Annotated in this window: 20 protein-coding genes; 17 read left to right on the forward strand and 3 right to left on the reverse strand. The window is 70.2% G+C overall.

Going from position 1 to position 23,878, the window contains the following annotated elements:
• Nucleotides 1-83: 83 nt before the first annotated feature.
• The 5 genes from mfd (at nucleotide 84) to ABZX02_RS20080 (ending at nucleotide 9,475) form a co-directional block, all read left to right on the forward strand.
• On the forward strand, nucleotides 84-3,635 hold the full coding sequence (gene mfd / locus ABZX02_RS20060; RefSeq protein WP_355300263.1) for a transcription-repair coupling factor: 3,552 nt from the start codon (nucleotides 84-86) through the stop codon (nucleotides 3,633-3,635).
• Nucleotides 3,636-3,649: 14 nt separating this feature from the next.
• Nucleotides 3,650-4,591, forward strand: coding sequence for a hypothetical protein (locus tag ABZX02_RS20065; protein ID WP_355300081.1), 942 nt, complete (start codon nucleotides 3,650-3,652; stop codon nucleotides 4,589-4,591).
• Nucleotides 4,588-5,508: a MazG family protein gene (locus ABZX02_RS20070; RefSeq protein WP_355300082.1), complete on the forward strand. Its 921-nt coding sequence runs from the start codon at nucleotides 4,588-4,590 to the stop codon at nucleotides 5,506-5,508. The genes ABZX02_RS20065 and ABZX02_RS20070 overlap by 4 nt, the downstream gene beginning before the upstream one ends.
• Before the next feature lie 29 nt (nucleotides 5,509-5,537).
• A complete protein-coding gene (locus ABZX02_RS20075; RefSeq protein ID WP_355300083.1) occupies nucleotides 5,538-8,708 on the forward strand; it encodes a PDZ domain-containing protein in 3,171 nt (1,056 codons plus the stop codon).
• A 95-nt stretch (nucleotides 8,709-8,803) separates the two neighbouring features.
• Entirely contained in the window at nucleotides 8,804-9,475 is a 672-nt protein-coding gene (locus ABZX02_RS20080; RefSeq protein ID WP_355300084.1) for a hypothetical protein, read from the forward strand.
• Between the two features lie 51 nt (nucleotides 9,476-9,526).
• On the opposite strand, the gene ABZX02_RS20085 is transcribed toward ABZX02_RS20080, so the two are convergent.
• Nucleotides 9,527-10,345 (reverse strand): lytic murein transglycosylase, encoded by an 819-nt coding sequence (locus ABZX02_RS20085; protein WP_355300085.1) that lies wholly within the window; start codon nucleotides 10,343-10,345, stop codon nucleotides 9,527-9,529.
• Nucleotides 10,346-10,475: 130 nt separating this feature from the next.
• Here ABZX02_RS20085 and efeU point away from each other — a divergent pair, with 130 nt between their 5' ends.
• From efeU to efeB, 3 genes are read left to right on the forward strand one after another with little or no spacing between them, the layout of a single operon-like run.
• A complete protein-coding gene (gene efeU, locus ABZX02_RS20090; protein WP_355300264.1) occupies nucleotides 10,476-11,300 on the forward strand; it encodes an iron uptake transporter permease EfeU in 825 nt (274 codons plus the stop codon).
• A gap of 15 nt (nucleotides 11,301-11,315) precedes the next feature.
• The gene (gene efeO, locus ABZX02_RS20095) at nucleotides 11,316-12,434 is read left to right on the forward strand and encodes an iron uptake system protein EfeO (RefSeq protein WP_355300086.1); all 1,119 of its coding nucleotides are present in this window, start codon (nucleotides 11,316-11,318) and stop codon (nucleotides 12,432-12,434) included.
• Nucleotides 12,431-13,681 (forward strand): iron uptake transporter deferrochelatase/peroxidase subunit, encoded by a 1,251-nt coding sequence (gene efeB / locus ABZX02_RS20100; protein ID WP_355300087.1) that lies wholly within the window; start codon nucleotides 12,431-12,433, stop codon nucleotides 13,679-13,681. The genes efeO and efeB overlap by 4 nt, the downstream gene beginning before the upstream one ends.
• Here the strand turns inward: efeB and ABZX02_RS20105 are convergent.
• Nucleotides 13,678-14,049 (reverse strand): tetratricopeptide repeat protein, encoded by a 372-nt coding sequence (locus ABZX02_RS20105; RefSeq protein WP_191305703.1) that lies wholly within the window; start codon nucleotides 14,047-14,049, stop codon nucleotides 13,678-13,680. The genes efeB and ABZX02_RS20105 overlap by 4 nt on opposite strands.
• Nucleotides 14,050-14,183: 134 nt before the next feature.
• On the opposite strand from ABZX02_RS20105, the gene ABZX02_RS20110 reads away from it, so the two are divergent.
• Together ABZX02_RS20110 and ABZX02_RS20115 are read left to right on the forward strand one after the other, a co-directional pair.
• A complete protein-coding gene (locus ABZX02_RS20110; RefSeq protein WP_355300088.1) occupies nucleotides 14,184-15,722 on the forward strand; it encodes a BTAD domain-containing putative transcriptional regulator in 1,539 nt (512 codons plus the stop codon).
• Nucleotides 15,723-15,772: 50 nt separating this feature from the next.
• A complete protein-coding gene (locus tag ABZX02_RS20115; protein WP_355300089.1) occupies nucleotides 15,773-16,513 on the forward strand; it encodes an SDR family oxidoreductase in 741 nt (246 codons plus the stop codon).
• On the opposite strand, the gene ABZX02_RS20120 is transcribed toward ABZX02_RS20115, so the two are convergent.
• On the reverse strand, nucleotides 16,498-17,199 hold the full coding sequence (locus ABZX02_RS20120; RefSeq protein ID WP_355300090.1) for an alpha/beta fold hydrolase: 702 nt from the start codon (nucleotides 17,197-17,199) through the stop codon (nucleotides 16,498-16,500). The two genes, ABZX02_RS20115 and ABZX02_RS20120, sit on opposite strands and share 16 nt — an antisense overlap.
• Before the next feature lie 15 nt (nucleotides 17,200-17,214).
• On the opposite strand from ABZX02_RS20120, the gene ABZX02_RS20125 reads away from it, so the two are divergent.
• The 7 genes from ABZX02_RS20125 to ABZX02_RS20155 all read left to right on the forward strand — a co-directional run bounded on the left by ABZX02_RS20125 (nucleotide 17,215) and on the right by ABZX02_RS20155 (nucleotide 23,874).
• Nucleotides 17,215-18,438, forward strand: a complete 1,224-nt coding sequence (locus tag ABZX02_RS20125) for a cytochrome P450 (protein WP_355300091.1) — start codon at nucleotides 17,215-17,217, stop codon at nucleotides 18,436-18,438.
• Nucleotides 18,439-18,442: 4 nt separating this feature from the next.
• Entirely contained in the window at nucleotides 18,443-19,135 is a 693-nt protein-coding gene (locus ABZX02_RS20130; RefSeq protein ID WP_355300092.1) for a hypothetical protein, read from the forward strand.
• Between the two features lie 79 nt (nucleotides 19,136-19,214).
• Nucleotides 19,215-20,501: a phosphopyruvate hydratase gene (gene eno / locus ABZX02_RS20135; RefSeq protein WP_355300093.1), complete on the forward strand. Its 1,287-nt coding sequence runs from the start codon at nucleotides 19,215-19,217 to the stop codon at nucleotides 20,499-20,501.
• A gap of 13 nt (nucleotides 20,502-20,514) precedes the next feature.
• Nucleotides 20,515-21,009 (forward strand): septum formation initiator family protein, encoded by a 495-nt coding sequence (locus ABZX02_RS20140; protein ID WP_355300094.1) that lies wholly within the window; start codon nucleotides 20,515-20,517, stop codon nucleotides 21,007-21,009.
• Nucleotides 20,991-21,488, forward strand: coding sequence for a DUF501 domain-containing protein (locus ABZX02_RS20145; RefSeq protein ID WP_355300265.1), 498 nt, complete (start codon nucleotides 20,991-20,993; stop codon nucleotides 21,486-21,488). The genes ABZX02_RS20140 and ABZX02_RS20145 overlap by 19 nt, the downstream gene beginning before the upstream one ends.
• A 151-nt stretch (nucleotides 21,489-21,639) precedes the next feature.
• A complete protein-coding gene (locus tag ABZX02_RS20150) occupies nucleotides 21,640-22,938 on the forward strand; it encodes a lytic transglycosylase domain-containing protein (protein ID WP_355300095.1) in 1,299 nt (432 codons plus the stop codon).
• 102 nt (nucleotides 22,939-23,040) lie between these two features.
• Nucleotides 23,041-23,874 carry a helix-turn-helix transcriptional regulator gene (locus tag ABZX02_RS20155; protein WP_355300096.1) on the forward strand — a complete coding sequence of 278 codons (834 nt, stop codon included), beginning with the start codon at nucleotides 23,041-23,043 and terminating at the stop codon, nucleotides 23,872-23,874.
• The last annotated feature ends 4 nt before the right edge of the window (nucleotides 23,875-23,878 follow it).

A 23,878-nucleotide genomic window follows, 5' to 3' on the forward strand; every position in this document is an offset into this window, starting at 1 on the left:
TGGTGAGACCCCTCGTCCCAGGCAGGGGTCTGTCCGGCGTCGCGACTTCGTCCGCCGTTCCGCACTCGACCGGGGTTTCTCACATGCCGCTGCTCGGCCTGCTCGATGGTGTCCTGCCCGACAAGGCCCTCCGCACGTTGATCGACTCGGCCGGCGTGCCCGAGCTGGCGCTCGACGGCCCGCTGGCCGCGCGTCCGCTCGTCACCGCCGCGCTGTCGACGGTCCGGCCCGTGCTGGCCGTCACCGCCACCGGTCGCGAGGCCGAGGAGCTGACCAACGTCCTGCGCGACCTGATCGGCCCGGACAAGGTCGCGTTCTTCCCGAGCTGGGAGACGCTGCCGCACGAGCGCCTGAGCCCCCGCGCGGACACGGTCGGCGCGCGCCTGCAGGTGCTGCGCCGCCTCCGGCACCCCGAGGGCAACCCGGTCAAGGTCCTCGTCACCACAGTCCGCAGCCTCATCCAGCCGATGGCGCCCGGTCTGGGCGACCTCAAGCCCGTGCACCTCAAGGTCGGCGAGGAGCAGGACTTCGTCGAGCTGGTCACCCGCCTCGCCGAGAACGCCTACAGCCGCGTCGACATGGTCGAGAAGCGCGGCGAGTACGCGACGCGCGGCGGCATCCTCGACATCTTCCCGCCCACGGCCGAGCACCCGTACCGCGTCGAGTTCTGGGGCGACGAGGTCAGCGAGATCCGGCCGTTCTCCGTGCAGGACCAGCGGTCGCTGCCCGAGGAGGTCGCCGAGTTCGTCGCGCCGCCGTGCCGCGAGCTGCTGCTGACCGAGGACGTGAAGCAGCGCGCGGCCGCGCTGGCCGAGGAGCACCAGTCCGACGCGCACCTGGCCGAGATGCTGGAGAAGATCTCCGGCGGCATCGCGGTCGAGGGCATGGAGGCGCTCATCCCCGCGCTCTGCCCCGGTGAGCTGCAGCTGCTCACCGAGGTCGTGGAGCCCGGCACGCACGTCCTGCTGAACGACCCCGAGAAGATCAGGGCCCGCGCGGCCGACCTCGTCCGCACCGGGCAGGAGTTCCTCGAGGCGTCGTGGATGGCGGCGGCCGGTGGCGGCAAGGCGCCGATCGACCTGGGCCGCAGCGCGTACCAGGGCATCGGCGAGATCTCCGAGCAGGCCAGGGCGAACGACCGTCCCTGGTGGACGCTCAGCCAGCTGACGACCGACGCGAGCGACGTCGTGCACCTCGACGTCAAGCCGGTCGAGGCCTACTCCGGCGACGTCGAGAGGGCGTTCGCCGACCTCAAGGCGCACACGGCGACCGGCGGCTCGGCCGTGCTGGTCGTGCCCGGCGCGGGCACCGCGCACCGGGCCGAGGAACGGCTCAAGGAGGCCGAGGTCCCCGCGGTCTGCGTCGAATCCCTCGACGAGGCACCGAAAGCGGGCATGGTCACGGTCGTGCGCGGCGCGCTGGAGGACGGCTTCGTGCTGCCCGACCTCGCGCTCGTGGTGCTCACCGAGACCGACCTGACCGGCGGCCGCGGCGGCACGTCCACGAAGGACATGCGCAAGATGCCGTCCAAGCGGCGCAACGCGGTCGACCCGCTCGCGCTCAAGGCCGGCGACTTCGTGGTGCACGAGCAGCACGGCATCGGCAAGTACGTGGAGATGGTCCAGCGCACGGTCGCCGGCGCCACCCGCGAGTACCTGGTGCTGGAGTACGCGTCGTCCAAGCGCGGCCAGCCCGGCGACCGGCTGTTCGTGCCGACCGACCAGCTCGACGAGGTCAGCCGGTACGTCGGCGGCGAACTGCCCACGCTCAACAAGCTCGGCGGCAGCGACTGGAAGAACACGAAGTCCAAGGCGCGCAAGGCGGTCAAGCAGATCGCGGCCGAGCTCGTGCAGCTCTACGCGGCCCGGCAGAGCGCGCCCGGCCACGCGTTCGCGAGCGACACGCCCTGGCAGCGCGAGCTGGAGGACGCGTTCGCGTTCACCGAGACGCAGGACCAGATGGCCGCGATCGACGAGGTCAAGGCCGACATGGAGCGCGGCGTCCCGATGGACCGCGTCATCTGCGGTGACGTCGGCTACGGCAAGACCGAGATCGCGGTCCGCGCGGCGTTCAAGGCCGTGCAGGACGGCAAGCAGGTCGCCGTGCTGGTGCCGACGACGCTGCTGGCGCAGCAGCACCTCAACACGTTCGCCGAGCGCATGCGCCAGTTCCCGGTGAACGTCAAGGGCCTGTCCCGCTTCACCGACCCGCAGGAGTCCGAGCAGACCGTCGCCGGTCTCGCGGACGGCACGGTCGACATCGTGATCGGCACGCACCGGTTGCTGCAGAAGTCCGTGCGGTACAAGGACCTCGGCCTCGTGATCGTCGACGAGGAGCAGCGGTTCGGCGTGGAGCACAAGGAGCACATCAAGGCGCTGCGCACGCACGTCGACGTGCTCACGATGTCCGCGACGCCGATCCCGCGCACGCTGGAGATGTCGCTCGCGGGCATCCGCGAGATGTCCACGATCCTGACCCCGCCGGAGGAACGGCACCCGATCCTCACCTACGTCGGCGCGTACGACGACAAGCAGGTCGGTGCCGCGATCCGCCGCGAGCTGCTGCGCGACGGCCAGGTCTTCTTCGTGCACAACAGGGTCTCGTCGATCGAGAAGGCCGCGCGCCGCATCCGCGAGCTGGTCCCGGAGGCGCGGGTCGTGACCGCGCACGGCCAGATGAACGAGGACAGGCTCGAGAAGATCATCCAGGGCTTCTGGGAACGCGAGTTCGACGTCCTCGTCTGCACCACGATCGTCGAAACCGGTCTCGACATCTCCAACGCCAACACGCTGATCGTCGAACGCGGCGACCTGCTCGGCCTCGCCCAGCTGCACCAGCTGCGCGGCCGCGTCGGCCGTGGCCGCGAGCGCGGGTACGCGTACTTCCTGTACCCGTCCGAGACGCCGCTGACCGAGACCGCGCACGACCGGCTCGCGACGATCGCGCAGAACACCGAGCTCGGCGCCGGCATGGCCGTCGCGATGAAGGACCTGGAGATCCGCGGCGCCGGCAACATCCTCGGCGCCGAGCAGTCCGGCCACATCGCGGGCGTCGGCTTCGACCTCTACGTGCGGCTGGTCGGCGAGGCCGTCGAGGCGTTCCGCAAGCACGCCGGCGCGGAGGGCACCGAGGAGGAGGAGCTCGCCGAGGTGCGGGTGGACCTCCCGGTCGACGCGCACATCCCGCACGAGTACGTGCCGGGCGAGCGGCTGCGGCTGGAGGCCTACCGCAAGATCGCGGCCGCCTCCGACGAGGCCGCGCTGACGTCCGTCTGGGAAGAGCTCAAGGACCGCTACGGCACGCCGCCGGAGCCGGTCGAGCGCCTGCTCGGCGTCGCCCGCCTGCGCCACGCGTGCCGCCGCCACGGGGTCACCGAGGTGATCGCGATGGGCCAGAACCTGCGGTTCGCCAAGCTGGAGCTGAAGGACTCGCAGCTGGTCAGGTTGCGCCGGCTCTTCCCGAAGGCGGTCTACAAGCAGGCGATGGGCACGGTCACCGTGCCTAGGCCGACGGAGGGAGCAGCGGGCGGCCGGATGGGTGCACCGCAGCTGCGTGACCAGGAGCTGCTGGACTGGTGCGCTGCGTTCCTCGACTCACTCGCGGGGACTCCCGTGACCGGAGTCACCACGGCGTGAGAGGGTAGATCCTCGTGAGCACTGTTCTGAAGCGTTTCTCGCTGGTCGGTGTGGCTGTGGCGCTCCTCGCCACCGGGTGTGGCACCGGACCTGCCAAGGCCGGTTCGGCCGCGATCGTCGGTGACCAGACGATCAGCCTGGAGACCGTCCAGGACCGCACCGTGAAGGTGCTCAAGAAGGAGCCCGCCGCCCAGCAGATGCAGGACCAGGGCAAGCTCGACCAGGTCTCGAAGCTAGTGGTGGCGGACGAGATCACCCACCAGATCGCGGCCGCCGCGGCCCAGCGCGAGAACATCACGGTCGACGAGACCAAGGTGTACGACGCGATCAAGGAGAAGGGTGGCCCCGAGGCGGCCGCCAAGCAGAGCGAGCAGGACGAGACCACGATCTACCGCCGTCAGCGCGACGTGCTGGTGATGGGGGAGCTCGCCCGCCGCAACCTCTCCACGCTGCAGGTCGTCATCGACTTCTTCCAGGTCCAGGACCCGAAGGAGGCCAGGGAGAAGGCGGCCGAGGTCGCGGCCGACGCCTCCAAGATGTCGCGGTTCATCCAGGAGGCCCCGCGCACCACGGGTGGCCAGCAGGCCTCGGCGACGAACCAGAAGGTCCGCGTGACCGAGAACCCGTCGCTGGTGCACACGATGCTGTGGGGCGTGCAGCCCGGCACCGTCGTCGCCTTCCCGGCCGACGAGCAGCAGTCCAGCTGGATGGTCGCGCTGGTCAAGGAGCGCAACACCGTCTCGCCGGTCCCCGGTGAGGAGGACCTGATCGAGCGCATCGACCCGCAGCTGCTCGCGGCGTTCGGCCTGCGGATCGCCCAGTACCTGACCGCGGACACGACCATCGAGGTCAACCCCCGCTACGGCGTGTGGGACCCGACCAACGCGCAGGTCGTCGGCAACCCCGGCGAGCGCGCCGGTTTCGTCGCCAAGACCGCGACCAAGAACAAGTCTTGATCACCGTCGTCGTCCTCAGCGAGCGGCTCGGAGCCGTGCTGCCCGCTGCCGCCCTGCCCGCGTTGCGCGCCGCGAAGGCCGTCTACGCGGGCGAGGGCGTGCCCCTGGAGTTCTGGGGCGAGCTCGGCGTCGACGGACCCGTGCCGGCCGTCCCGGAGGCCGGCGCGGTGGTGATCACGACCGATGCGTCCGCCTACCCGGACGCGTCCGTGATCACGACGCCGGAACCGCTGGGGGCCGGGCTGCTCGACGCGGCCGCGGTCATGCACCGGCTGCGTTCGCCGGGCGGTTGTCCGTGGGACGCCGAGCAGACGCACGACTCGTTGCGCCAGTACCTCGTCGAGGAGACCTTCGAGCTGCTGGAGGCGATCGAGGACGGCGACCGCGCGGCGATGCGCGAGGAGCTCGGCGACGTGCTGCTGCAGGTGCTGTTCCACGCCCGCGTCGCGGCCGAGGACGCCGCCGACCCGTTCGACATCGACGCCGTGGCGGGAGAACTGGTCGCGAAGCTCGTCGGCCGGCACCCGCACGTCTTCGAGGGCGGCGACCCCGCCGTGCACGACGCGACCTCGCAGCAGCACCGCTGGGAGGAGCTCAAGCAGGTCGAGAAGCAGCGCGAGTCCAGTGTGGACGGTGTCGCGCTGGGGCAACCCGCCGTGGCGCTGGCCGCGAAGCTGGTGCAGCGCACCAAACGCGCCGGCTTCCCCGTCGACCTGCTGCCGGAGGGCGACGACACGGGTACGACGCTGTTCGCCGTGACCGCGCTGGCCAAGCTCGCCGGGGAGGACCCGGAGACCGAGTTGCGCCAGACGTCCCGCCGGTTCGCCGCGAACGTGCGGGACGCCGAGGCCAAGGCGAAGGCCGAAGGTCTTGATTCGCTTGCGGCTGAAGACTGGCGGCGTTTTTTCCCCTCCTGAAACGGTGGGCGTGGGCTAACGTCGATCTCGTGACTTACCTGCGGTACCCGCACCTGCGCGGTGACTTGGTGACGTTCGTGGCCGAGGACGACGTGTGGCTCGCGCCCGTCGACGGAGGAAGGGCCTGGCGCGCGTCCGCCGACCAGGTGCCCGCCCGGACACCCCGGTTCTCGCCCGACGGCACGCACCTGGCCTGGGGCAGCTTCCTCGACGGAGCGCCGGAAGTGCGCGTGGCGCCTGTGGACGGTGGCCCCGCACGCCGGCTGACGCACTGGGGAGTGGCCAGGACGGCCGTGTCCGGCTGGACACCGGACGGACGGGTGCTCGCCGTCTCGACGACGGGACAGATGTCGCGCCACCGCAAGCAGGCGCACGCCGTCCCGCTTGACGGCGGACCGTCCGAGGTGCTGCCGTACGGCTGGGTCAACGACGTGTCGTTCGGCCCGGACGGCCAGGTCGTCGCGTCTTCCAGCTACATGCAGGACCCCGCCTGGTGGAAGCGGTACCGCGGTGGCACCGCCGGGAAGCTCTGGGTGGACACCGAGGGCTCCGGCGACTTCGTCCGCGTGCTCTCCGACCTGCAGTCGTCGCTGTCGAACCCGATGTGGGTCGACGGCCGGATCGCCTTCCTGTCCGACCACGAGGGCGTCGGCAGCGTGTACTCGGTGCTGCCGGACGGCACGGACCTGCGCCGCCACACCGAGGGCGAGTTCTACGCCCGCAACGCCTCCACCGACGGCTCGCGCGTGATCTTCCACCAGGCCGGCGAGCTGTGGCTGCTCGACGGCCTCGACGACCTGCGCAAGCTCGACATCAAGCTCGGCGGTCCGCGCACCGGCGTGCAGCCCCACCGGGTCAAGGCCTCCGGCAACGTCGAGTCGTTCAGCGTCGACCACACCGGTCGCGCGTCGGCGGTCGAGGTCCGCGGCTCCGTGCACTGGGTGACGCACCGCGACGGCCCCGTCCGCGTGCTGGCCGACCGCTCCGACGTGCGGGCCCGGCTGCCGAAGGTGCTCGGCGAGACCGGGCACGTGGTCTGGGTGACCGACGTCGAGGGCGAGGAGGCGCTGGAGATCGCGCCCGTCGGCGGCGTCGAACCGGGCAACACGGCCCGCCGGGTGGCCTCGGGCCGGCTCGGCCGCGTCATGTCGCTGGCCGCCGCGCCGGACGGCTCGCGCGTCGGCGTCGCCACGCACGACGGCCGGTTGTTGCTGGTCGACGTGGCCTCCGGGGAGGTGCGCGAGGTCGTCCGCGGGGCGAACGCGCACGTCACGCACCTCGCGTTCTCGCCGGACTCGGCGTGGCTCGCGTGGTCGCACCCCGGCCCGAACCCGTTGCGGCACATCAAGATGGTGAACGCGGTCGACCTGTCCGTCGTCGACGTGACGCCGCTGCGGTTCGCCGACTTCGCGCCGACGTTCACCGAGGACGGCAAGTACCTCGCGTTCCTGTCGATCCGGACGTTCGACCCGGTCTACGACGCGCACGTGTTCGACCTGTCGTTCCCGACCGGCTGCCGTCCGCACGTCGTGCCGCTGGCCGCCACCACGCCGTCGCCGTTCGCGCCGATGCACGGCGGGCGCCCGGTCGGCGACGAGGACAAGGACTCCGAGGACGACGACGAGAAGAAGCCGGCGACGAAGGTCGACCTCGAAGGCCTCGCCGACCGCGTGGTCCCGGTGCCGGTCGCCGCGGCCGACTACATCGCGTTGAAGGCAGCCCGGGGTGGCCTGCTGTGGCTGCGGCGGCCGTTGCTCGGCGTGCTGGGCGACAACCTGGCGACGCCCGACGCCCGCCCGCCGCGCACGGTGCTGGAGCGCTACGACTTCACCAAGCAGAAGACCGAGTGCCTCGCGGACAGCGCGGAAGCGTTTGCGGTGTCCGGCGACGGCAAGCGGATGGTCGTCGAGGACCGCGGTGACCTGCGGGTCGTGCCGACCGACAGCAAGGCCGACGAGGACTCGGCCGACTACGTGGAGATCGACCTCGCGCGTGTGCGGGTCGTCGTCGACCCGGCGCTCGAGTGGGCGCAGATGTACGCCGAGAACGGCCGCCTCATGCGCGACCACTTCTGGCGCACCGACATGGGTGGCGTCGACTGGCAGGGCGAGCTCGACCGCTACCGCCCGCTGGTCGCCGAGGTCGGCAGCCACGACGACCTGGTCGACCTGCTGTGGGAGGTCCAGGGCGAACTGGGCACCTCGCACGCGTACGTCTGGGGCTCGGGCCCGCACGTCCCGTCGTCCCGCCGCCAGGGCCTGCTCGGCGCCGACCTCGCACGGGTCGACGGCGCGTGGGTCGTGGAGCGCGTGATCCCGGGCGAGACGTCGGACCCGCACGCCCGTTCGCCACTGTGCGCGCCGGGAGTGGCCGTGCGCGCGGGAGACGTCCTCGTCGCCGTGGACGGCCGACCGGTCGAACTGGCCGGCCCCGGCCCGTTGCTCGTCGGCACCGCGGGCAAGCCCGTCGAACTGACCGTGCGCCCCGGTGGTGGTGGCGAACTGCGTCGGGTCGTGGTGGTCCCTCTGGCCGATGAGGAGCCACTGCGCTACCACGACTGGGTCGCGAACCGCCGCGCGTACACACACGAGAAGTCAGGTGGCCGTGTGGGCTACCTGCACGTGCCGGACATGATGGGCGCCGGCTGGGCGCAGCTGCACCGCGACCTGCGCCTGGAGCTGACCCGCGAGGCCCTGGTGCTCGACGTCCGCGAGAACGGCGGCGGCCACACCTCGCAGCTGGTCATCGAGAAGCTGGGCCGCAAGGTCATCGGCTGGTCCGTGGCCCGCGGCTACACGGCCTCCGAGTCGTACCCGCAGGACGCCCCGCGCGGCCCGGTCGTGGCGGTCGCCGACGAGTTCGCCGGTTCCGACGGCGACATCGTCAACGTGGCCATCAAGGAGCTCGGCATCGGCCCCGTGGTGGGCGTGCGGACGTGGGGCGGCGTCATCGGCATCGACATGATGTTCTCGCTGGTCGACGGCACCATGGTCACCCAACCGAGGTACGCGTCGTACTTCGCCGGCCACGGCTGGGCGGTGGAGAACTACGGCGTCGACCCGGACATCGAGGTCGTCATGACGCCTGCGGACCGCGTTTCCGGCCGCGACCCGCAGCTGGAGAAGGCCGTTTCGCTGGCACTGGAAACCCTTTCGTCTTCGCCAGCCGCTCACGCTCCGGAGTTGCCGCCGCTGTCGTGAACACCCCATCGTGTGACTAAAGAACTGTGACGGACTGTTCCATGTGGACGATCAACCAGGTGGAACAGTCCTCACCGTTCGGGGGTGTGCTGGAGATGAGTCACCGTGAAGAGCCGCGCAGTGGACGCGGGTGCTTCGGGGCCGTGGTCGTGGTGCCGTTTCTGGCGCTGGGCGGCATGTTCGCGTTGATCGCCTTCACGGGGTCACCGTCCGAGGCGCCGTTGGCCGCGCCGCCTTCCGCCCGTCCCACGTCGTCGTGGTGGACGGAGCCGTTCGAGACGGCGGTGTCGTTGTCGACCGTCACCGAGACGGTGGTGGTCCAGGGGGCGGCTCGGGAGGCTGTTGCTCGGACCGCTACTTCCACTCGGGTGGTGGGGACCACCGTCACCGAGACCGTTCGGTCTTCCGCTGCGGCGAAACCCGGTGTGGTGGAACGGAACGAGCCTCCTGTCGAGGAGGAGCCGGTCCCGTCCGAGTCGCCCGTGGTGACCGCGTCCTCGGCCGTCGTGTCCACTGTGGAGACCGCGCCACCGCCGCCGGTGTCCGTGGCGCCCGAGCCTTCCGTCGAGGCTCCACCCTCGTCCAGGCCTCGGGCCGAGGACCCTGTCGTCACCACTCCCGTCGTCACGCCGCCGGTGACCACGCCCGAGCCGCCGTGCGACCGGTCGTTGCCTCCTGGCGACGAGGAAACCGTTGTGGAGCCTGAGGTCTCCGTCGAGGTGACTTCCCCTGCCGCGGACCTGTCCACGGCCTCGGCGGGGGTCTGAGAGAGGGTGCCGGGGCCGTGCTTCCGCCTGGCCCCGGCCCCATTCTCAGGTCTACTGCGGGATGCTCGCCCGCGCGTACGCGTCCGCTCCGCTGAACACGTTCTGCCCGTACTCCACCGAGTTGTTGTAGGTCAGCACCGCCGCCCACCACCCCTGCCCGGTGCCGAGGTCGCGTGCCCCGCCCCCGCACAGGTAGCGCGCCGCCGTCAGGGCCGCGTCGTCGATGTTCTGCGGATCTGCCGGGAGGCCGTCGCCTGCCGCTCGCTTCGCCCAGCGGTTCCAGGTGCCCGGGATGAACTGCATCGGGCCCACCGCCCGGTCCCACGTCGTGTCGCCGTCCAGGCGGCCGCCGTCGGTGTCTCGGATCGCCTTCACTCCCGGGCCGCCGTCCAGCGGGATGCCGATGATCGGGCGGGACGGCAGGCCGTTCTCCTGGAGGCGGGCGCCGTTGATGTTGCCGTGGTGCGACTCGATCCTGCCGATGCCCGCGAGGGTGGCCCAGCTGATGCGGCAGGCCGGGGCCTCGCGTTGCATCGTCAGGTCCGCTTGCGCGTAGGCGTTCAGGGCTCGGGCCGGGATGTCGGTCTTCGAGGCGACCCTCGTGGCCCAGTCGGACAGCGGGTTCGCCGTCTCGGCGGTGCCGGGGGAGGCGGCGTTGCCCGGAGGGGCTGCTCCTGGTTCCACGTCCTGGATCGGGACCAGGAACGGTGGCGGGCCCAGGGGAGCGGCGTCGCGGCGGTTCAGGGCGCCCAGGCCCCAGGCGCCCGCGGCGACCACGACTATCAACAGCAGCACCAGGACGATGCGGCCGAAGACGTTGCCGTTGCGGTTGCGGCGGGCGGGTTCCTGGAGAGTCGGCGGCGGGACCACGGCACCCAGGCTACGTGCTCCGCTCGGTCCGTGACGGAGTGAAGAGTGATGAAACCGGCACTGGTGGCCGCTGGACATTCAGGTGAGGCTTACCTTAAATGAGGCCGACCTAATTTCTGGAGGCCTCGGGATGTTGTTCGCCAATGGGCTCATCGGGCTGCGGGAAGGGCTCGAGGCCGCGCTCGTCGTCAGCATCCTGATCGCATTCCTGGTGAAGACCGATCGGCGGTACGCGCTCAAGTGGGTTTGGGTGGGTGTCGCGACCGCGGTGGCGCTGTCCGTGGCGGCGGGTGCGATCATCACGTTCAGTGCTGCCGGCATGACGTTTGAGCAGCAGGAAGCGTTCGGCGGGACGATGTCGATCATCGCGGTCGCGTTCGTCACGGGAATGATCTTCTGGATGCGCAAGGCGGCCAAGACCATTGCCGCCGAGCTGCGCGGCAAAATGGATGAAGCACTCAAAATCGGACCTTTCGCCATTGTCGTCGTGTCCCTTTTGTCTGTTGGGCGGGAAGGGCTCGAGACGGCGGTTTTCTTCTATTCCAGCGTGCAGGCGGCCGGTGGTGGAACCGCGGAGCCGTTGATCGGGTTCCTGGCGGGCATCGGGGTTGCTGTGGTGATCGCCGCACTTCTCTACCAGGGCGCGATCCGGTTCGACCTCGGCAAGTTCTTCACCGTCACGGGTGTGCTGCTCGTGTTCGTGGCGGCCGGGGTGCTCAGCTACGGCATCCACGACCTGCAGGAGGCCGCGATCCTGCCGGGGCTGAACACGCTCGCGTTCGACATCAGCGACACCCTGCCGGAGGACTCCTGGTACGGGGCGCTGCTCAAGGGCTTCTTCAACTACTCGCAGCGGACGTCCGTGCTGCAGGCCGTCGCGTGGGTCGCCTACGTGGGGGTCGTCCTGTCCCTGTTCCTCATCCGGCCGCGCCGTCGCGCCGCCGTGGCCAACTGATCAACTGGAGCAACCGTGCGCAAGGCAGCAGTCATCCTGGGTTCTCTCGCGGTGCTGGCGGCGTGCAGCAGCAACGGCGGCACGACCGCGGCGAGCGGGAACATCGCGGTCGAGGCGAGCGACGACGCCTGCAAGGTCGCGAAGACCGACGCGAGCACCGGCAACGTCACGTTCGAGGTGACCAACAAGGGCACCAAGGTGACCGAGTTCTACCTCTATGCCGAAGGCGACCGCATCCTCGGCGAGGTCGAGAACATCGGGCCGGGCCTCACCCGCAAGCTGATCGTCGAGGTCACCGAGTCCGGCAAGTTCCAGACCGCGTGCAAGCCCGGCATGAAGGGCGACGGCATCCGCGGCGACTTCACCGTCACCGGGGACAGCAAGAAGTCGACCGACGGCGACGCGCTGCTCGCCGAGGCGACGAAGAGCTACCAGCGCTACGTGAACTCGCAGGCCGACCAGCTGCTGGTGAAGACCGAGGAGTTCGTCAACGCCGTCAAGGCCAAGAAGGTCGACGACGCCAAGGCGCTCTTCCCCGTCTCGCGCACCTACTGGGAGCGCATCGAGCCCGTCGCGGAGAGTTTCGGCGACCTCGACCCCAAGATCGACGGCCGCGAGGACGTGATCGAGGAAGGCATGGCCTTCACCGGCTACCACCGCCTGGAGAAGGACCTCTGGGAGTCCGGGCTGCAGGCCGACTCCGACAAGATCGCGGACCAGCTGCTCGTCGACGTCAAGGAGATCGTCGCCAAGGCGAAGTCCGTCGAACTGACGCCGCTGCAGCTCGCCAACGGTGCCAAGGAGCTGCTCGACGAGGTCGCCACCGGCAAGATCACCGGCGAGGAAGACCGCTACTCGCACACGGACCTCTGGGACTTCCGCGCCAACGTCGACGGCTCGCAGGCCGCCATCGCCGCGCTGCGCCCCGTCGTGGAGCAGAAGGACAAGGCGCTCGTGTCCACTTTGGACGAGAAGTTCAAGGCGCTGGACGAGGCCCTCGAGAAGCAGCGCAAGGGCGACGGCTTCAAGCTCTACACCGACCTCACGCAGGACGAGGTCAAGGCGCTCGCCGAGGCCGTCGACGCGCTGGGCGAGCCGGTCAGCAAGGTCGCGGAAGTGGTGTCGGCCAAGTGAGCGCGGGAGTTCCCCGGCGCAGGCTCCTCGGGTTCGCGGGCGCCGGGGTGGCGCTCGCGGGCGCGGGCGCCGCCGCCGGTGTGCTCGCCACCAAGGCCTCGCCCGAGGTCGAGAACGTCGCGGCGGCCAAGGTGCCGTTCCGCGGCGACATCCAGGCCGGCATCACCACGCCCGCGCAGGACCACATGCACTTCGTCGCGCTCGACGTGAAGACGAAGAGCCGCGCCGAACTGGTCGCCCTGCTCAAGGAGTGGACCGTCGCCGCGGAACGGATGACGGCGGGCCAGGAGGCCGCGGAGAACGGCGCGGTCGGCGGCAACGCCGAGGCGCCGCCCAAGGACACCGGCGAGGCGCTCGACCTGCCGGCGTCCGCGCTGACGATCACGATCGGCTTCGGGCCGTCGCTCTTCGACGACCGCTTCGGGCTCGCTGCGAAGAAGCCCGAGCGGTTGATCGACCTGCCGCGCTTCCCGAAGGACGACCTGGACCCCGCCCGCAGCAACGGCGACATCTGCATCCAGGCCTGCGCGAACGACCCGCAGGTCGCGGTGCACGCCGTCCGCAACCTGGTGCGGATCGGGTTCGGCAAGGTCGCGGTCCGCTGGTCGCAGCTCGGCTTCGGCCGCACCTCGTCGACCACGCGCGACCAGGCCACGCCGCGCAACATGTTCGGGTTCAAGGACGGCACCCGCAACATCAAGGCCGAGGACACCGACCACCTCAGGAACCACGTGTGGGTCGCGGAGGAGGACGGCCCGGACTGGCTCGTCGGCGGCACGTACCTGGTGACGCGCCGCATCCGCATGCACATCGAGATCTGGGACCGCACCTCGCTGGTCGAGCAGGAGCAAATCGTCGGCCGCACCAAGGGCGAGGGCGCGCCGCTCGGGCAGGCGAAGGAGTTCGACGAACCCGACCTGCACGTCAAGGGCGCGGGCGGGGTGCCGTTGATCAACGACATCGCGCACATCCGGCTCGCGTCACCGGAGTCCTTGAACGGCGCCAGGATCCTGCGCCGCGGCTACAACTTCACCGACGGCTCGGACGGCCTCGGCCACCTCGACGCGGGCCTGTTCTTCGTCGCGTTCAACCGGGACAGCCGCACCCAGTTCGTGCCGATGCAGCAGGCGCTGTCCACAAAGGACGACATGATGGAGTACGTCGAGCACACCGGCTCCGGGCACTTCGCCGTGCCGCCGGGGGTGAAGGAGGGCGGGTTCTGGGGCGACACGCTCTTCGGGAGCTAGTTCCCCAGGGCCAGCCGGGCTTTGACCTCGCCGAGCGCTTCCTGGTACTCCGGGGACGGGTGCATCGCCACCGCCATCCGGAGCTGGGCGAGCGCCTCGGGGAGGCGGCCCTGCCGTTGCAACGTCTTGCCCAGCGCGAACCGCGCGTAGTGGTCGCTCGGGTCGAGGTCGAGCACCTTGCGGAACGCCTCTTCGGCCCGGTTGAGCTGCGCTGATCCGAGATAGGCCCGGCCGGCCAGCAGCTGCACGGACGGCGCCTCGCCGGCCTCGTCCAGCACCTGCCTCAGCTCGCGCAGCGCGTCGAGGGGCCTGCGCTGCGCCATCAACGCCTCGGCCTTCCGAAACGCCTCGAAGGTGCCGTCCGTCATTCGATCAACGGTACCCACCCCGGGCGCGTTCTTCGACTGCCGTCCGGGCGACAGGACCTGAACGAGCGACGGCACCACAGAGGACAGAGGCCGAGACGGGAAGCACGGAATGTGCACGAGCGTTGACTCGTTGCATGAGCCTGCGCTTCTCACTGATGGGTCCGGTACGAGCCTGGCGCGACGACGAGGAGATCGACCTGGGGCCGCGTCAGCAGCGGGCGGTCCTCGCGGCGTTGCTGCTGAACAACGGCATCCGCCTGAGCAACGACCAGCTGATCGGCATGGTCTGGGACGACCCGACGCCGAGCGCGGTCGTGGCGCTGCGGACGTACACGTACAAGATCCGCAAAGCGCTCCCCGAGCTCGACCTGAGGTCGAAGGACGGCGGCTACACGGTCCGGGCCGAGCTGGTCGACGACTGCCGCGGCGAGCCCTTGGAGGGCCTCCAAGGGACGTACTTCGAGGGGCAGCGGGTCCGGCTCGCCGAGCACCGGCTCAAGGCGCGCGAGGAGTGGCTCGAACGGGAGCTCGACGTCCTGGAGCTGCAGAAGCACGTCGCGTCCTACCCGCTCCGGGAACGCCCGCGCGCGTTGCTGATGCACGCCCTCTACCGCGAGGGCAGGCAGGCCGAGGCCTTGGAGCTGTTCCACGAGGCGCGCACGCTGATGAATGAGGAGCTCGGCCTCGAACCCGGTCCCGAGCTGCGCGAGGTGCACGCGCGGATCCTGCGCGGCGACCTGCACCTGTCCCGCCGGCCGGAACAGCTGCCGCCGGACCTCGCCGACTTCACCGGCCGCCGGGCCGAGATCGCGCAGGCCCTCGACGCCCTGCCCGGCACGGTCGGGATCACCGGCATGCACGGCAGCGGCAAGACCGTGCTCGCCACCCGGATCGGGCACCTGGTGCGGCGCCGCTTCCCCGACGGCCAGATCGTCGTGCGGTCCGCCGACGTCGCGGGGGAGCTGCTGCGTGCGGTCGGCGTCGAGAACCCCGTCGGCGACAAGGCCGCGCTGTGGCGGGAGAAGGCGCGCGGCAAGCGGTTCCTGGTGGTCGTCGACGACGTGCGGGACGCCGCGCAGCTGCGCGACCTCCACTCGCCGGGCACGGCGATGATCCTCACCAGCGTGCGCCGGCTGAACGAGCTGCCGGGCGTGACGTGGCTGAAGATCGCGGGCCTCACCCCGTCCGAGGCGGCGGAGCTCTTCCGCAAGGTCCTCGACCCCGCCCGGATCGCCGCCGAGCAGGCGGAGGCCGACGAGGTCCTCGACCGCGTCACGCACCTGCCGAACCCGATCCGCGTGCTCGGCGGCAAGCTGAGCGGCCGCCCGACCTGGACGCTCGCCATGCTGCTGCGGCAGATGGAGCGCGAGACCGTGCTGGGCGACGCCATGCCGTCCGACTGCCGGGCCGTGCTCGCGCCGATCATGAAGGCCGACGCGCAGCTGACCGAGGAGCAGCGGCACGTGCTGCGGTGCTTCGCCCGCCGGGAGTCGGACGTGATCAACGTGTGCGAGGCCGCGGAGATGAGCGGCGGCGAGATCGCGCGCATCGAGGTCCTGCTCGAGTCGCTCGCGGACGTGCACCTGATCGAACCGCTGGTGCTCGGCCGGTACCGCCTGCCGAAGTACGTGCAGATGTACTTCGGCACCCGCACACTGCTCACGACCAGCTGATTCATCCGGAATTCACGGCTCGACCACGCGGGGCGGGCACGTTCGTAGACATGTCAACCAAGACTCTCGTGAACCAGAAGGCACTCGTCACCGGAGCCACCTCGGGCATCGGCCGCGCGATCGCGGTCAAGCTCGCGGAGGAGGGCGCCACCGTCTACGTCACCGGCCGCCGCGCCGAGCTCGGCAAGGAGACCGTCGAGCTCATCGAGAAGGCCGGCGGCACCGGTCACTTCATCGTCTCGGACATCGGCAGCGTCGACGACGTCCGCAAGCTCGCGCAGGAGGTCGGCGAGGTCGACGTGCTCGTGAACAACGCGGGCATCTTCCCGTTCTCGCCGACCACCGAGCAGTCGCTCGAGACCTACCAGCAGGTGTTCGACGTGAACGTGCGCGGCACCTACTTCCTCACCGCCGCCCTCGCCCCGGCGATGGTCGCGAAGGGCAGGGGCTCGATCGTCAACGTCTCGTCGATCGCGGCCGTGGTCGGGACCCCGGTGGGCTCCGTCTACAACGCTTCCAAGGCCGCGATGGACGCGCTGACCCGCTCGTGGGCCACCGAGTTCGGAGCGGCCGGCGTGCGCGTGAACTCCGTGGCGCCCGGCCCGGTCGCCACGGACAAGGCGCTGTCGGAGGCCGGTGAGGTGTTCGACTCGATCGCGAAGGACCTGCCGCTGCAGCGCGTCGGCCAGCCCGAGGAGATCGCGGAGGCCGTGCTGTTCCTGGCCTCCGAGAAGTCGAGCTTCATCACCGGCTCGGTGATCACGGCCGACGGCGGCTACGTCGCGAGCTGAGCCAGCACGGTGTGCAGCGACGAGGGCGACTCGACGTGCACGTTGTGGCCCGCGCCGGGGAACGCGACCGGCTCGGGCACCAGCTCCTTCAGGTGGTCCTGAGGGCTCATCGGGTCGTTCTCGCCCGCCGCCAGCACGACCTCGGCCTGCGCGGCCATGATCAGTCCGGGCATGTCCGGCCGGCCCACGCCGAAGGCCCTCATGTCGAGCGACGGCGTCCAGCCACCGTCCACTTCGGACACCCCGCGCCGCAGTGGCACACCGGCCATCTTCGCGGCGCGCTCCTCCGCCTCTTCCCTGGTGGCGAACACCTTCGCGGGCTTCCCGGCGAGCGCAGCCGCCTTCTGCAGCTCCTCGTCGGTCCACTGCACCTTGATCCCGACGCCGACGCACGTGGTCACGTCGACGCCGAACCACCCGCTCGCGAGCGCCAGCCCTACCACGCCGCCCAGCGAGTGCCCGACGACGATGACGGGCTCGCGCGGCACCACCTCCGCCACGGCCGCCGCGAGCGAGCCGAACGAGTAGCGGTCGAGCCGCCCGCTGCGCCCGTGACCGGGCAGGTCGGGCGCGAGCCAGCTGCCGGACCAGCCCTCCACGACGTCGTGCCACACCTCGCCGGTCGCGCCCAGCCCGTGCAGCAGCACCAGCAACGGCCCGTTCCCACCACGTTCGACATGAAGCACGTCAGAATCCGTTCTATGCCCAGGACCGATGCCGACCTCATCGTCGACCCGGACACGTATACCTCGGGAGTCCCGCACGACGCACTAACCCGGTTGCGTGAGGAGAACGTGGTCCGGATCGACGACTTCTGGGCGGTGTTCCGCCACGAGGACGTCAAGACGGTCCTGCGCTCGCCGGGAACGTTCTCGTCGCACCGCGGCGCCACCCAGATCCGCGACCCCGCGCCCGCCGACCTGGCCTACGTCCAGCGCATGATGCTCAACCAGGACCCGCCACAGCACTCCCGCCTGCGGCGCATGCTGACCAAGGCCTTCACGCCGCGGGCCGTGGCCCGGCTGGAGGACGGCATCCGCGCGAACGCCCGCGCGATCGTCGCCGCGCTCTCCGGGGACTTCGCCCACGACGTCGCCGACCTGCCGTTGCTGACCCTGGCCGACGTCTTCGGCGTGCCGCGCCAGGACAGAGCGCTGCTCTACGACTGGAGCAACCGCGTGATCGGCTTCCAGGACACCGAGTACGCGCTGTCGTCCAGCTCCACCGCAGGCATGACCGACATGGCCTTGGAGGCGCTCCAACTCCGGCCCGACGACGGCCGCGACCCGCGCGCCCGCGACGGCATGCCCGACCTCTACGCCTACGCGCACGCGCTGGGTTCGCACAAGCGTCGGCACCCCGGCGACGACGTGATGAGCAACCTCATGCGCGAGGACATCTCGTTGGAGGAGTTCGAGAACCTCTTCTGGCTGTTCTCCGTGGCGGGCAACGAGACCCTGCGCAACGGCATCCCCGGCGGCATGATCGCCCTGCTGGAGCACCCGGACCAGTACGCCCGGCTGCGCGCCGACCGGTCGTTGCTCCCCCTCGCGGTGGAGGAGATGCTGCGCTGGTGGACGCCGGTCATGCACTTCCGCCGCACGTGCGTGGCCGACACCTCGTTGTCCGGGCAGGAGATCAGGGCGGGGGACAAGGTCGTGGTGTGGTTCTCCTCGGCGAACCGGGACGAGCGGGCGTTCACCGCGCCCGACCGGTTCGACGTGGGCAGGCGGGAGGCCGACCACCTGAGCTTCGGGCACGGGCCGCACTTCTGCCTCGGCGCGCAGCTGGCGCGGACGCAGATGAGGGCCGTGTTCGACGCCGTGCTGGACCTGCCGGGCGTGCTGGAGTTCGACGGCGAGGTCAGCCGGTTGCGGTCGAACTTCCAGAACGGCGTCAAGCACCTGCCGGTCCGTCGTGTTTGAGCAGGTGGCGACAGCCGACTGGGCGGCGACCGACCACGTCCCGCTGCTGCTGGTGCGGTTCGAGTGGGAGGAGCTGGCGCAGCGGTACGGGTTCGTCTTCACCGAGGACGTGGACGAACTGGGGCCGGTGAGGTTCGCCGTGCTGGCGACGTCGTTCGGGCAGGTAGGCCTGGTGCGGTACACCGAGTCCAGGTCGATGCGGGGCACGGCGGTCTACGTCGAGGAGGCGGCGGACCACGAACTGGTCCACCGGGCGGTGGTGCGGGAGTTCGGGCTGACCGGGCAGGACATCAGCTGGGCGAGGCGCACCGACGAACTCCTGGTGGCCGTGCGGGAGAACGCGCGGGTGCGGGAGCTGCTCGCCGGCTTCGGCTTCGACGTGCGTGCGACCGACGACGCGGCGATCGACTCCGAGCCCCCGCTGGAGCTGCTCGCCGTGGACTCCGCCGGAGGCCGGTTCCACCTGACTGGCGACGCCGGGTACGAGCGGCAGGTCCTGCACGTGGGGGCGGAGGGGACGGTCGTCTTCGCGAGCGGCCTGCGGGAAGCGCTCCAGCTGGTCATCGGGCGGGCGGACGGCGCCCGTGCCGAAGTCTTGGAGCTCCTCCGACTGGATCTCCCCGCCGAGCCCCTGTCGAGCACGCAGAGCGTCTGGCACGATTCAGACGACAGGCGTGGCGGCCCCACTGTGATCTGACGGTGTCGAGCCCCGGCCGGTCACCTGGCCCAAGTAGGCTCGTCACGACGACGAGACGCAGGAGAAACAGGGAGCGCAAGTGGCGGTCATCGAGCAGGTCGGAGCACGCGAGATCCTGGACTCTCGCGGCAACCCCACCGTCGAGGTCGAGGTGGCGCTGGACGACGGCACGCTGGAGCGTGCGGCCGTTCCGTCGGGTGCCTCGACCGGTGAGCACGAGGCGGTGGAGCTGCGGGACGGCGACGCCAAGCGGTACCTGGGCAAGGGTGTCGAGCGCGCGGTCACCGCGGTGCTCGACGAGATCGGGCCCGAGCTGGTCGGCATCGAGGCCGTCGAGCAGCGCGTCGTGGACCAGAAGCTCGTGGACCTCGACGGCACGCCGGACAAGGGTCGTCTGGGCGCCAACGCGATCCTCGGTGTGAGCCTCGCGGTCGCGAAGGCGGCGGCGACCTCCAGCGGCCTGGAGCTGTTCCGCTACGTCGGCGGCCCGAACGCGCACGTGCTGCCGGTGCCGATGCTGAACATCCTCAACGGTGGTTCGCACGCGGACACCGAGGTGGACATCCAGGAGTTCATGATCGCGCCGATCGGCGCGGAGACCTTCCGCGAGGGCCTGCGCTGGGGCACCGAGGTCTACCACGCGCTGAAGTCCGTGCTGAAGAGCAAGGGCCTCGCGACCGGCCTGGGTGACGAGGGCGGCTTCGCGCCGAGCCTCGCCAGCAACCGCGACGCGCTCGACCTCATCCTCGAGGCCATCGAGAAGGCCGGCTACCGGCCGGGCCGCGACGTCGCGCTCGCGCTCGACGTGGCCGCCACGGAGTTCTTCAACGACGGCGCCTACACGTTCGAGAAGAACAAGCGCTCCGCCGAGCAGATGATCGGCTACTACTCCGAACTCGTCCGCGACTACCCGATGGTCTCCATCGAGGACCCGCTGTCCGAGGACGACTGGGACGGCTGGGTCCAGATGACCGCCGAGCTGGGCGAGAAGGTCCAGATCGTCGGCGACGACCTGTTCGTCACGAACCCGGAGCGCCTGGAGGAGGGCATCTCCCGCCGCGCCGCCAACGCGCTGCTGGTGAAGGTCAACCAGATCGGCACGCTGTCCGAGACGCTCGACGCGGTCTCGCTGGCCACGTCGTACGGCTACAAGTCGATGATGTCCCACCGCTCCGGCGAGACCGAGGACACCACCATCGCCGACCTGGCCGTCGCGACCGGTGCCGGCCAGATCAAGACCGGTGCCCCGGCGCGTGGTGAGCGCACCGCGAAGTACAACCAGCTGCTCCGCATCGAGGAGAGCCTCGGCGACGCGGCGCGCTACGCGGGCGAGCTCGCGTTCCCGCGCTACACGCCGGAGAGCTGAGAGGCTGTAGGGCATGGCCGAGCGCGCGCGTCGTCCCCGCCGCCCCCGCGAAGAGCGGGAGGCGCGGCCCGCACGCGCGCGCAAACCACCCCGTCCGAAGGCGCCGGCACGGCGCGGTGAGGGCACGGGTGGCGCGTTCGGGATGACCGGGACGCGGCGGGCCGCGATGTTCGCGATGGTGCTGTGCGCACTGGCGTTGAGCATCGCGGTCCCGCTGCGGACCTACCTCTCGCAGCGCGACGAGCTCAGGGACGTGGGCGCCGAGCAGCAGAAGCTGCGCGAGACGGTGGCCGCCCTGGAAAAGCGGAAGTCCGAGCTTCAGGACCCGGCGTACGTCGAGATCGAGGCGCGCAAGCGGCTGCACTGGGTGCGGCCCGGCGAGACGCCCTACATCGTGCAACTGCCGGGTGACGAGGGTCGCAACACGGAAACGGAGAGGCCGTCGGGCAAGCAGGCGGCACAAGGGTCTTGGTACGAGGAACTGTGGGAATCGGTGACGCACAAGTAAGTGCTGCTGACCTGGAAACGGTCGCTCAGCAGCTCGGCCGCACGCCGCGCGGGACACGTGCGATCGCCTCCCGGTGCCCCAGCGGGCACCCCAACGTCGTGCAGACGGCCCCGCGGCTGCCGGACGGGACCCCGTTCCCGACGCTGTACTACCTGACCTGCCCCAAGCTGAACTCGCTGGTCAGCACGCTGGAGAGCGGCGGGCTGATGAAGGAGCAGCAGGACCGGCTGGCCACCGAGCCGGAGCTCGCGGCCGCCTACCAGCGCGCGCACGAGTCGTACCTCGCCGAGCGCGACGCCATCGAGTCGCTGGGCACCCAGGTCACCGCGGGCGGCATGCCGGTCCGCGTCAAGTGCCTGCACGTCCACGTCGCCCACGCCCTCGCGAAGGGGCCGGGCGTGAACCCCATGGGCGACGAGGCGCTGGCACTCTTGGGCGAGCAGGGGCTGTGGCCCGCCGGTGACTGCGCGGCCGGTTAACGGTCAACGGAACCGAACACACGCTTCACTCCGTCTTGGGTACACCTAGGCTTCGTAGTGAGGCAGGGTGGAACAGGTCACGACGGGGGCGTTCGCCGTAACTGCAGGACGGCGAGCCGCGATGACGCACGAGAGGTGAGTATTCGTGGCAATGGCCAAACTGCGTGGACCGTCGGCGCTGAGCCCCAGGAAAAAGGGCTTCGCCGTCGCCGCGCTGGCTGCGATGCTCGCCCCCGCGATGATCGTCGGTACCAAGCTCGTCGACTGGGTCAACCTCGCCAAGCACGATGACATCGCTGTCTCGTTAGGACCGGCCGACGTCTTCGGCGCCCTGCACCGCGACCCGTCCGAGCTCGGCGCGTCCGGCCGTCTCCCGCTGTCCGAGGAGCTGAGCGCGGCACTGCTCGCCGACCTCGAGGACGGCTCCCTCGACGACGAGCTCGACGACGACGGCCTCCTCGACGACGGCATCTCCGGCGTCCACGACATCCCCGGCGTGATGGTCGACGCCTACATCCGCGCCGCGGACCGCATGGCCGAGCTCGTCCCCGGCTGCAACCTCGACTGGTCGCTGCTCGCGGGCATCGGCAAGATCGAGTCCGGCCACGCCAACAGCGGTCGCGTGAACGCCGCCGGCGACGCCACCCCGAAGATCCTCGGCCCGGTCCTCAACGGCGCCCCCGGCATCGCGGCGATCCGCGACACCGACGGCGGCCGCCTCGACGGCGACACCGCCTGGGACCGCGCGGTCGGCCCGATGCAGTTCATCCCCACGACGTGGGCGAGCTTCGGCGGCGACCTGAACGACGACGGCATCGTCAACCCGAACAACATCTACGACGCCGCGCTCGGCGCCGGCCGCTACCTCTGCTCCGGCGGCGGCGACCTGAGCAAGCAGGAGGACAAGGCGAAGGCCGTCTTCCGCTACAACAACTCCCAGTCGTACGTGCAGACCGTGCTGCAGTGGGCCAAGACGTACAGCGAGAACGTCGACCCGCTGCCGCTGCTGCCCGACACCGGCAACAACGTGCAGAACCCGACGCCGGGCAACCCGAACACGGGCAACCCGCCGACCAACGGCAACGGCAACACCGGCAACCCGTCGACCAACCCGACGACGACCACGACCACGACCACCTCGCCGTCGTTCCCGAACTGCCCCACCACCACGACGTCCACGACGACGTCGACCACCACGTCCACGACGACGCCGACGACCACGAGGCCGCCGGCCGACCCGTGCCAGACCACGACGACGAACCCGACGACGACCACCACCACGACGACCACGACGACGACCACCACGACCACGACGACGACGCAGCAGCAGTCGACGTCCACGGGGTCGACCGGCTCGACGGGGAACTCGCAGTCGTCCACTCCCAACGGTTCCAGCAGCGCGGCCGAGACCACGACGTCGCAGAGCTTGCTAACGACCACGCCCAGCTAGTCCGGCGTGTCGGGTTGGAACGATTCCAACCCGTACTTCGTTCGGGGCGATTCGGGCAGAAACGTTGGAGTGAAGGGGAGTTCGTCTCCTAGCTTCGTCCGCATGCCGAAGCGCAACTCGAGCGTGGTGGGCCGCGAGTTCGGTCAGGGCGTCCGCGACGCCGTCGAGCAGAGCGGCATGACCCAGCGCGGACTCGCCGAAGTCCTGGACTGGCAGGAGGCCAAGCTCTCCGACGCGGTCAACGGGAAGGGCGGCGTCAGCGAGCTCGACGTCATCCGCCTGCTCTCCTACTGCCGCGTGCCGCACGCCGAACTCGACCGCATGGTCGCCCTGTACCGGGAGTCGCGGGAGAAGGGCTGGCTCCTGTTCCCCGAGGACGGAGTACCGGACCAGCTGCGCAGCCTCGTCGACCAGGAACGCCTCGCCAGCAAGGTGACCGTGTGGACGATGAACGTGCTGCCTGGCCTGCTCCAGATCGCCGGCTACATCCGCGAGGTGGCGGAGAAGTCCTCCCGCAAGCTCCTGCCCGCTGACATCGATGCCTTGATCAGGGCGAAGCTTGAGCGGCAGGCGATCCTCAGGCCTGGCAAGGAGTTCTTCTTCTACGTGCACGAACAGGCGCTGCGACTGCCCGTGGGTGGCCAGTTGCTCATGAGGACGCAGCTCAACCACATCATGGTGATGTTGGTGCGCCAGTACATCACCTTCAGGATCGTGCCGACCGCCATCGGTGCTCATGCCGGGCTGGCGAGCAATTTCACCTTGCTGAACTACGACAGGTTCGAACCGGTCGTCTACCTGGAGAACCTCAACACCGGCCTCTTCCTGGAAGACAAGGCGTCCCTCGACATGTACGCGGACCTGGTGAAGGCGCTGGATCGAGACGCGTTGGACGCGGAACAATCGAGGGGGCTGATCACCAGCATGCTGTCCTGAGGAG

Origin of the sequence: Lentzea sp. NPDC003310 (assembly GCF_040610935.1) — a bacterium.
Taxonomy (GTDB): Bacteria; Actinomycetota; Actinomycetes; order Mycobacteriales; family Pseudonocardiaceae; genus Lentzea.

Excerpts from the sequence above, each read along its gene's own strand:
- mfd (WP_355300263.1), top strand. The coding sequence starts at position 84 with ATGCCGCTGCTCGGCCTGCTCGATGGTGTCCTGCCCGACAAGGCCCTC.
- ABZX02_RS20080 (WP_355300084.1), top strand. The coding sequence starts at position 8,804 with ATGAGTCACCGTGAAGAGCCGCGCAGTGGACGCGGGTGCTTCGGGGCC.
- efeU (WP_355300264.1), top strand. The coding sequence starts at position 10,476 with ATGTTGTTCGCCAATGGGCTCATCGGGCTGCGGGAAGGGCTCGAGGCC.
- ABZX02_RS20105 (WP_191305703.1), bottom strand. The coding sequence starts at position 14,049 with ATGACGGACGGCACCTTCGAGGCGTTTCGGAAGGCCGAGGCGTTGATG.
- ABZX02_RS20110 (WP_355300088.1), top strand. The coding sequence starts at position 14,184 with ATGAGCCTGCGCTTCTCACTGATGGGTCCGGTACGAGCCTGGCGCGAC.
- ABZX02_RS20115 (WP_355300089.1), top strand. The coding sequence starts at position 15,773 with ATGTCAACCAAGACTCTCGTGAACCAGAAGGCACTCGTCACCGGAGCC.
- ABZX02_RS20125 (WP_355300091.1), top strand. The coding sequence starts at position 17,215 with ATGCCCAGGACCGATGCCGACCTCATCGTCGACCCGGACACGTATACC.
- ABZX02_RS20140 (WP_355300094.1), top strand. The coding sequence starts at position 20,515 with ATGGCCGAGCGCGCGCGTCGTCCCCGCCGCCCCCGCGAAGAGCGGGAG.
- ABZX02_RS20150 (WP_355300095.1), top strand. The coding sequence starts at position 21,640 with ATGGCCAAACTGCGTGGACCGTCGGCGCTGAGCCCCAGGAAAAAGGGC.
- ABZX02_RS20155 (WP_355300096.1), top strand. The coding sequence starts at position 23,041 with ATGCCGAAGCGCAACTCGAGCGTGGTGGGCCGCGAGTTCGGTCAGGGC.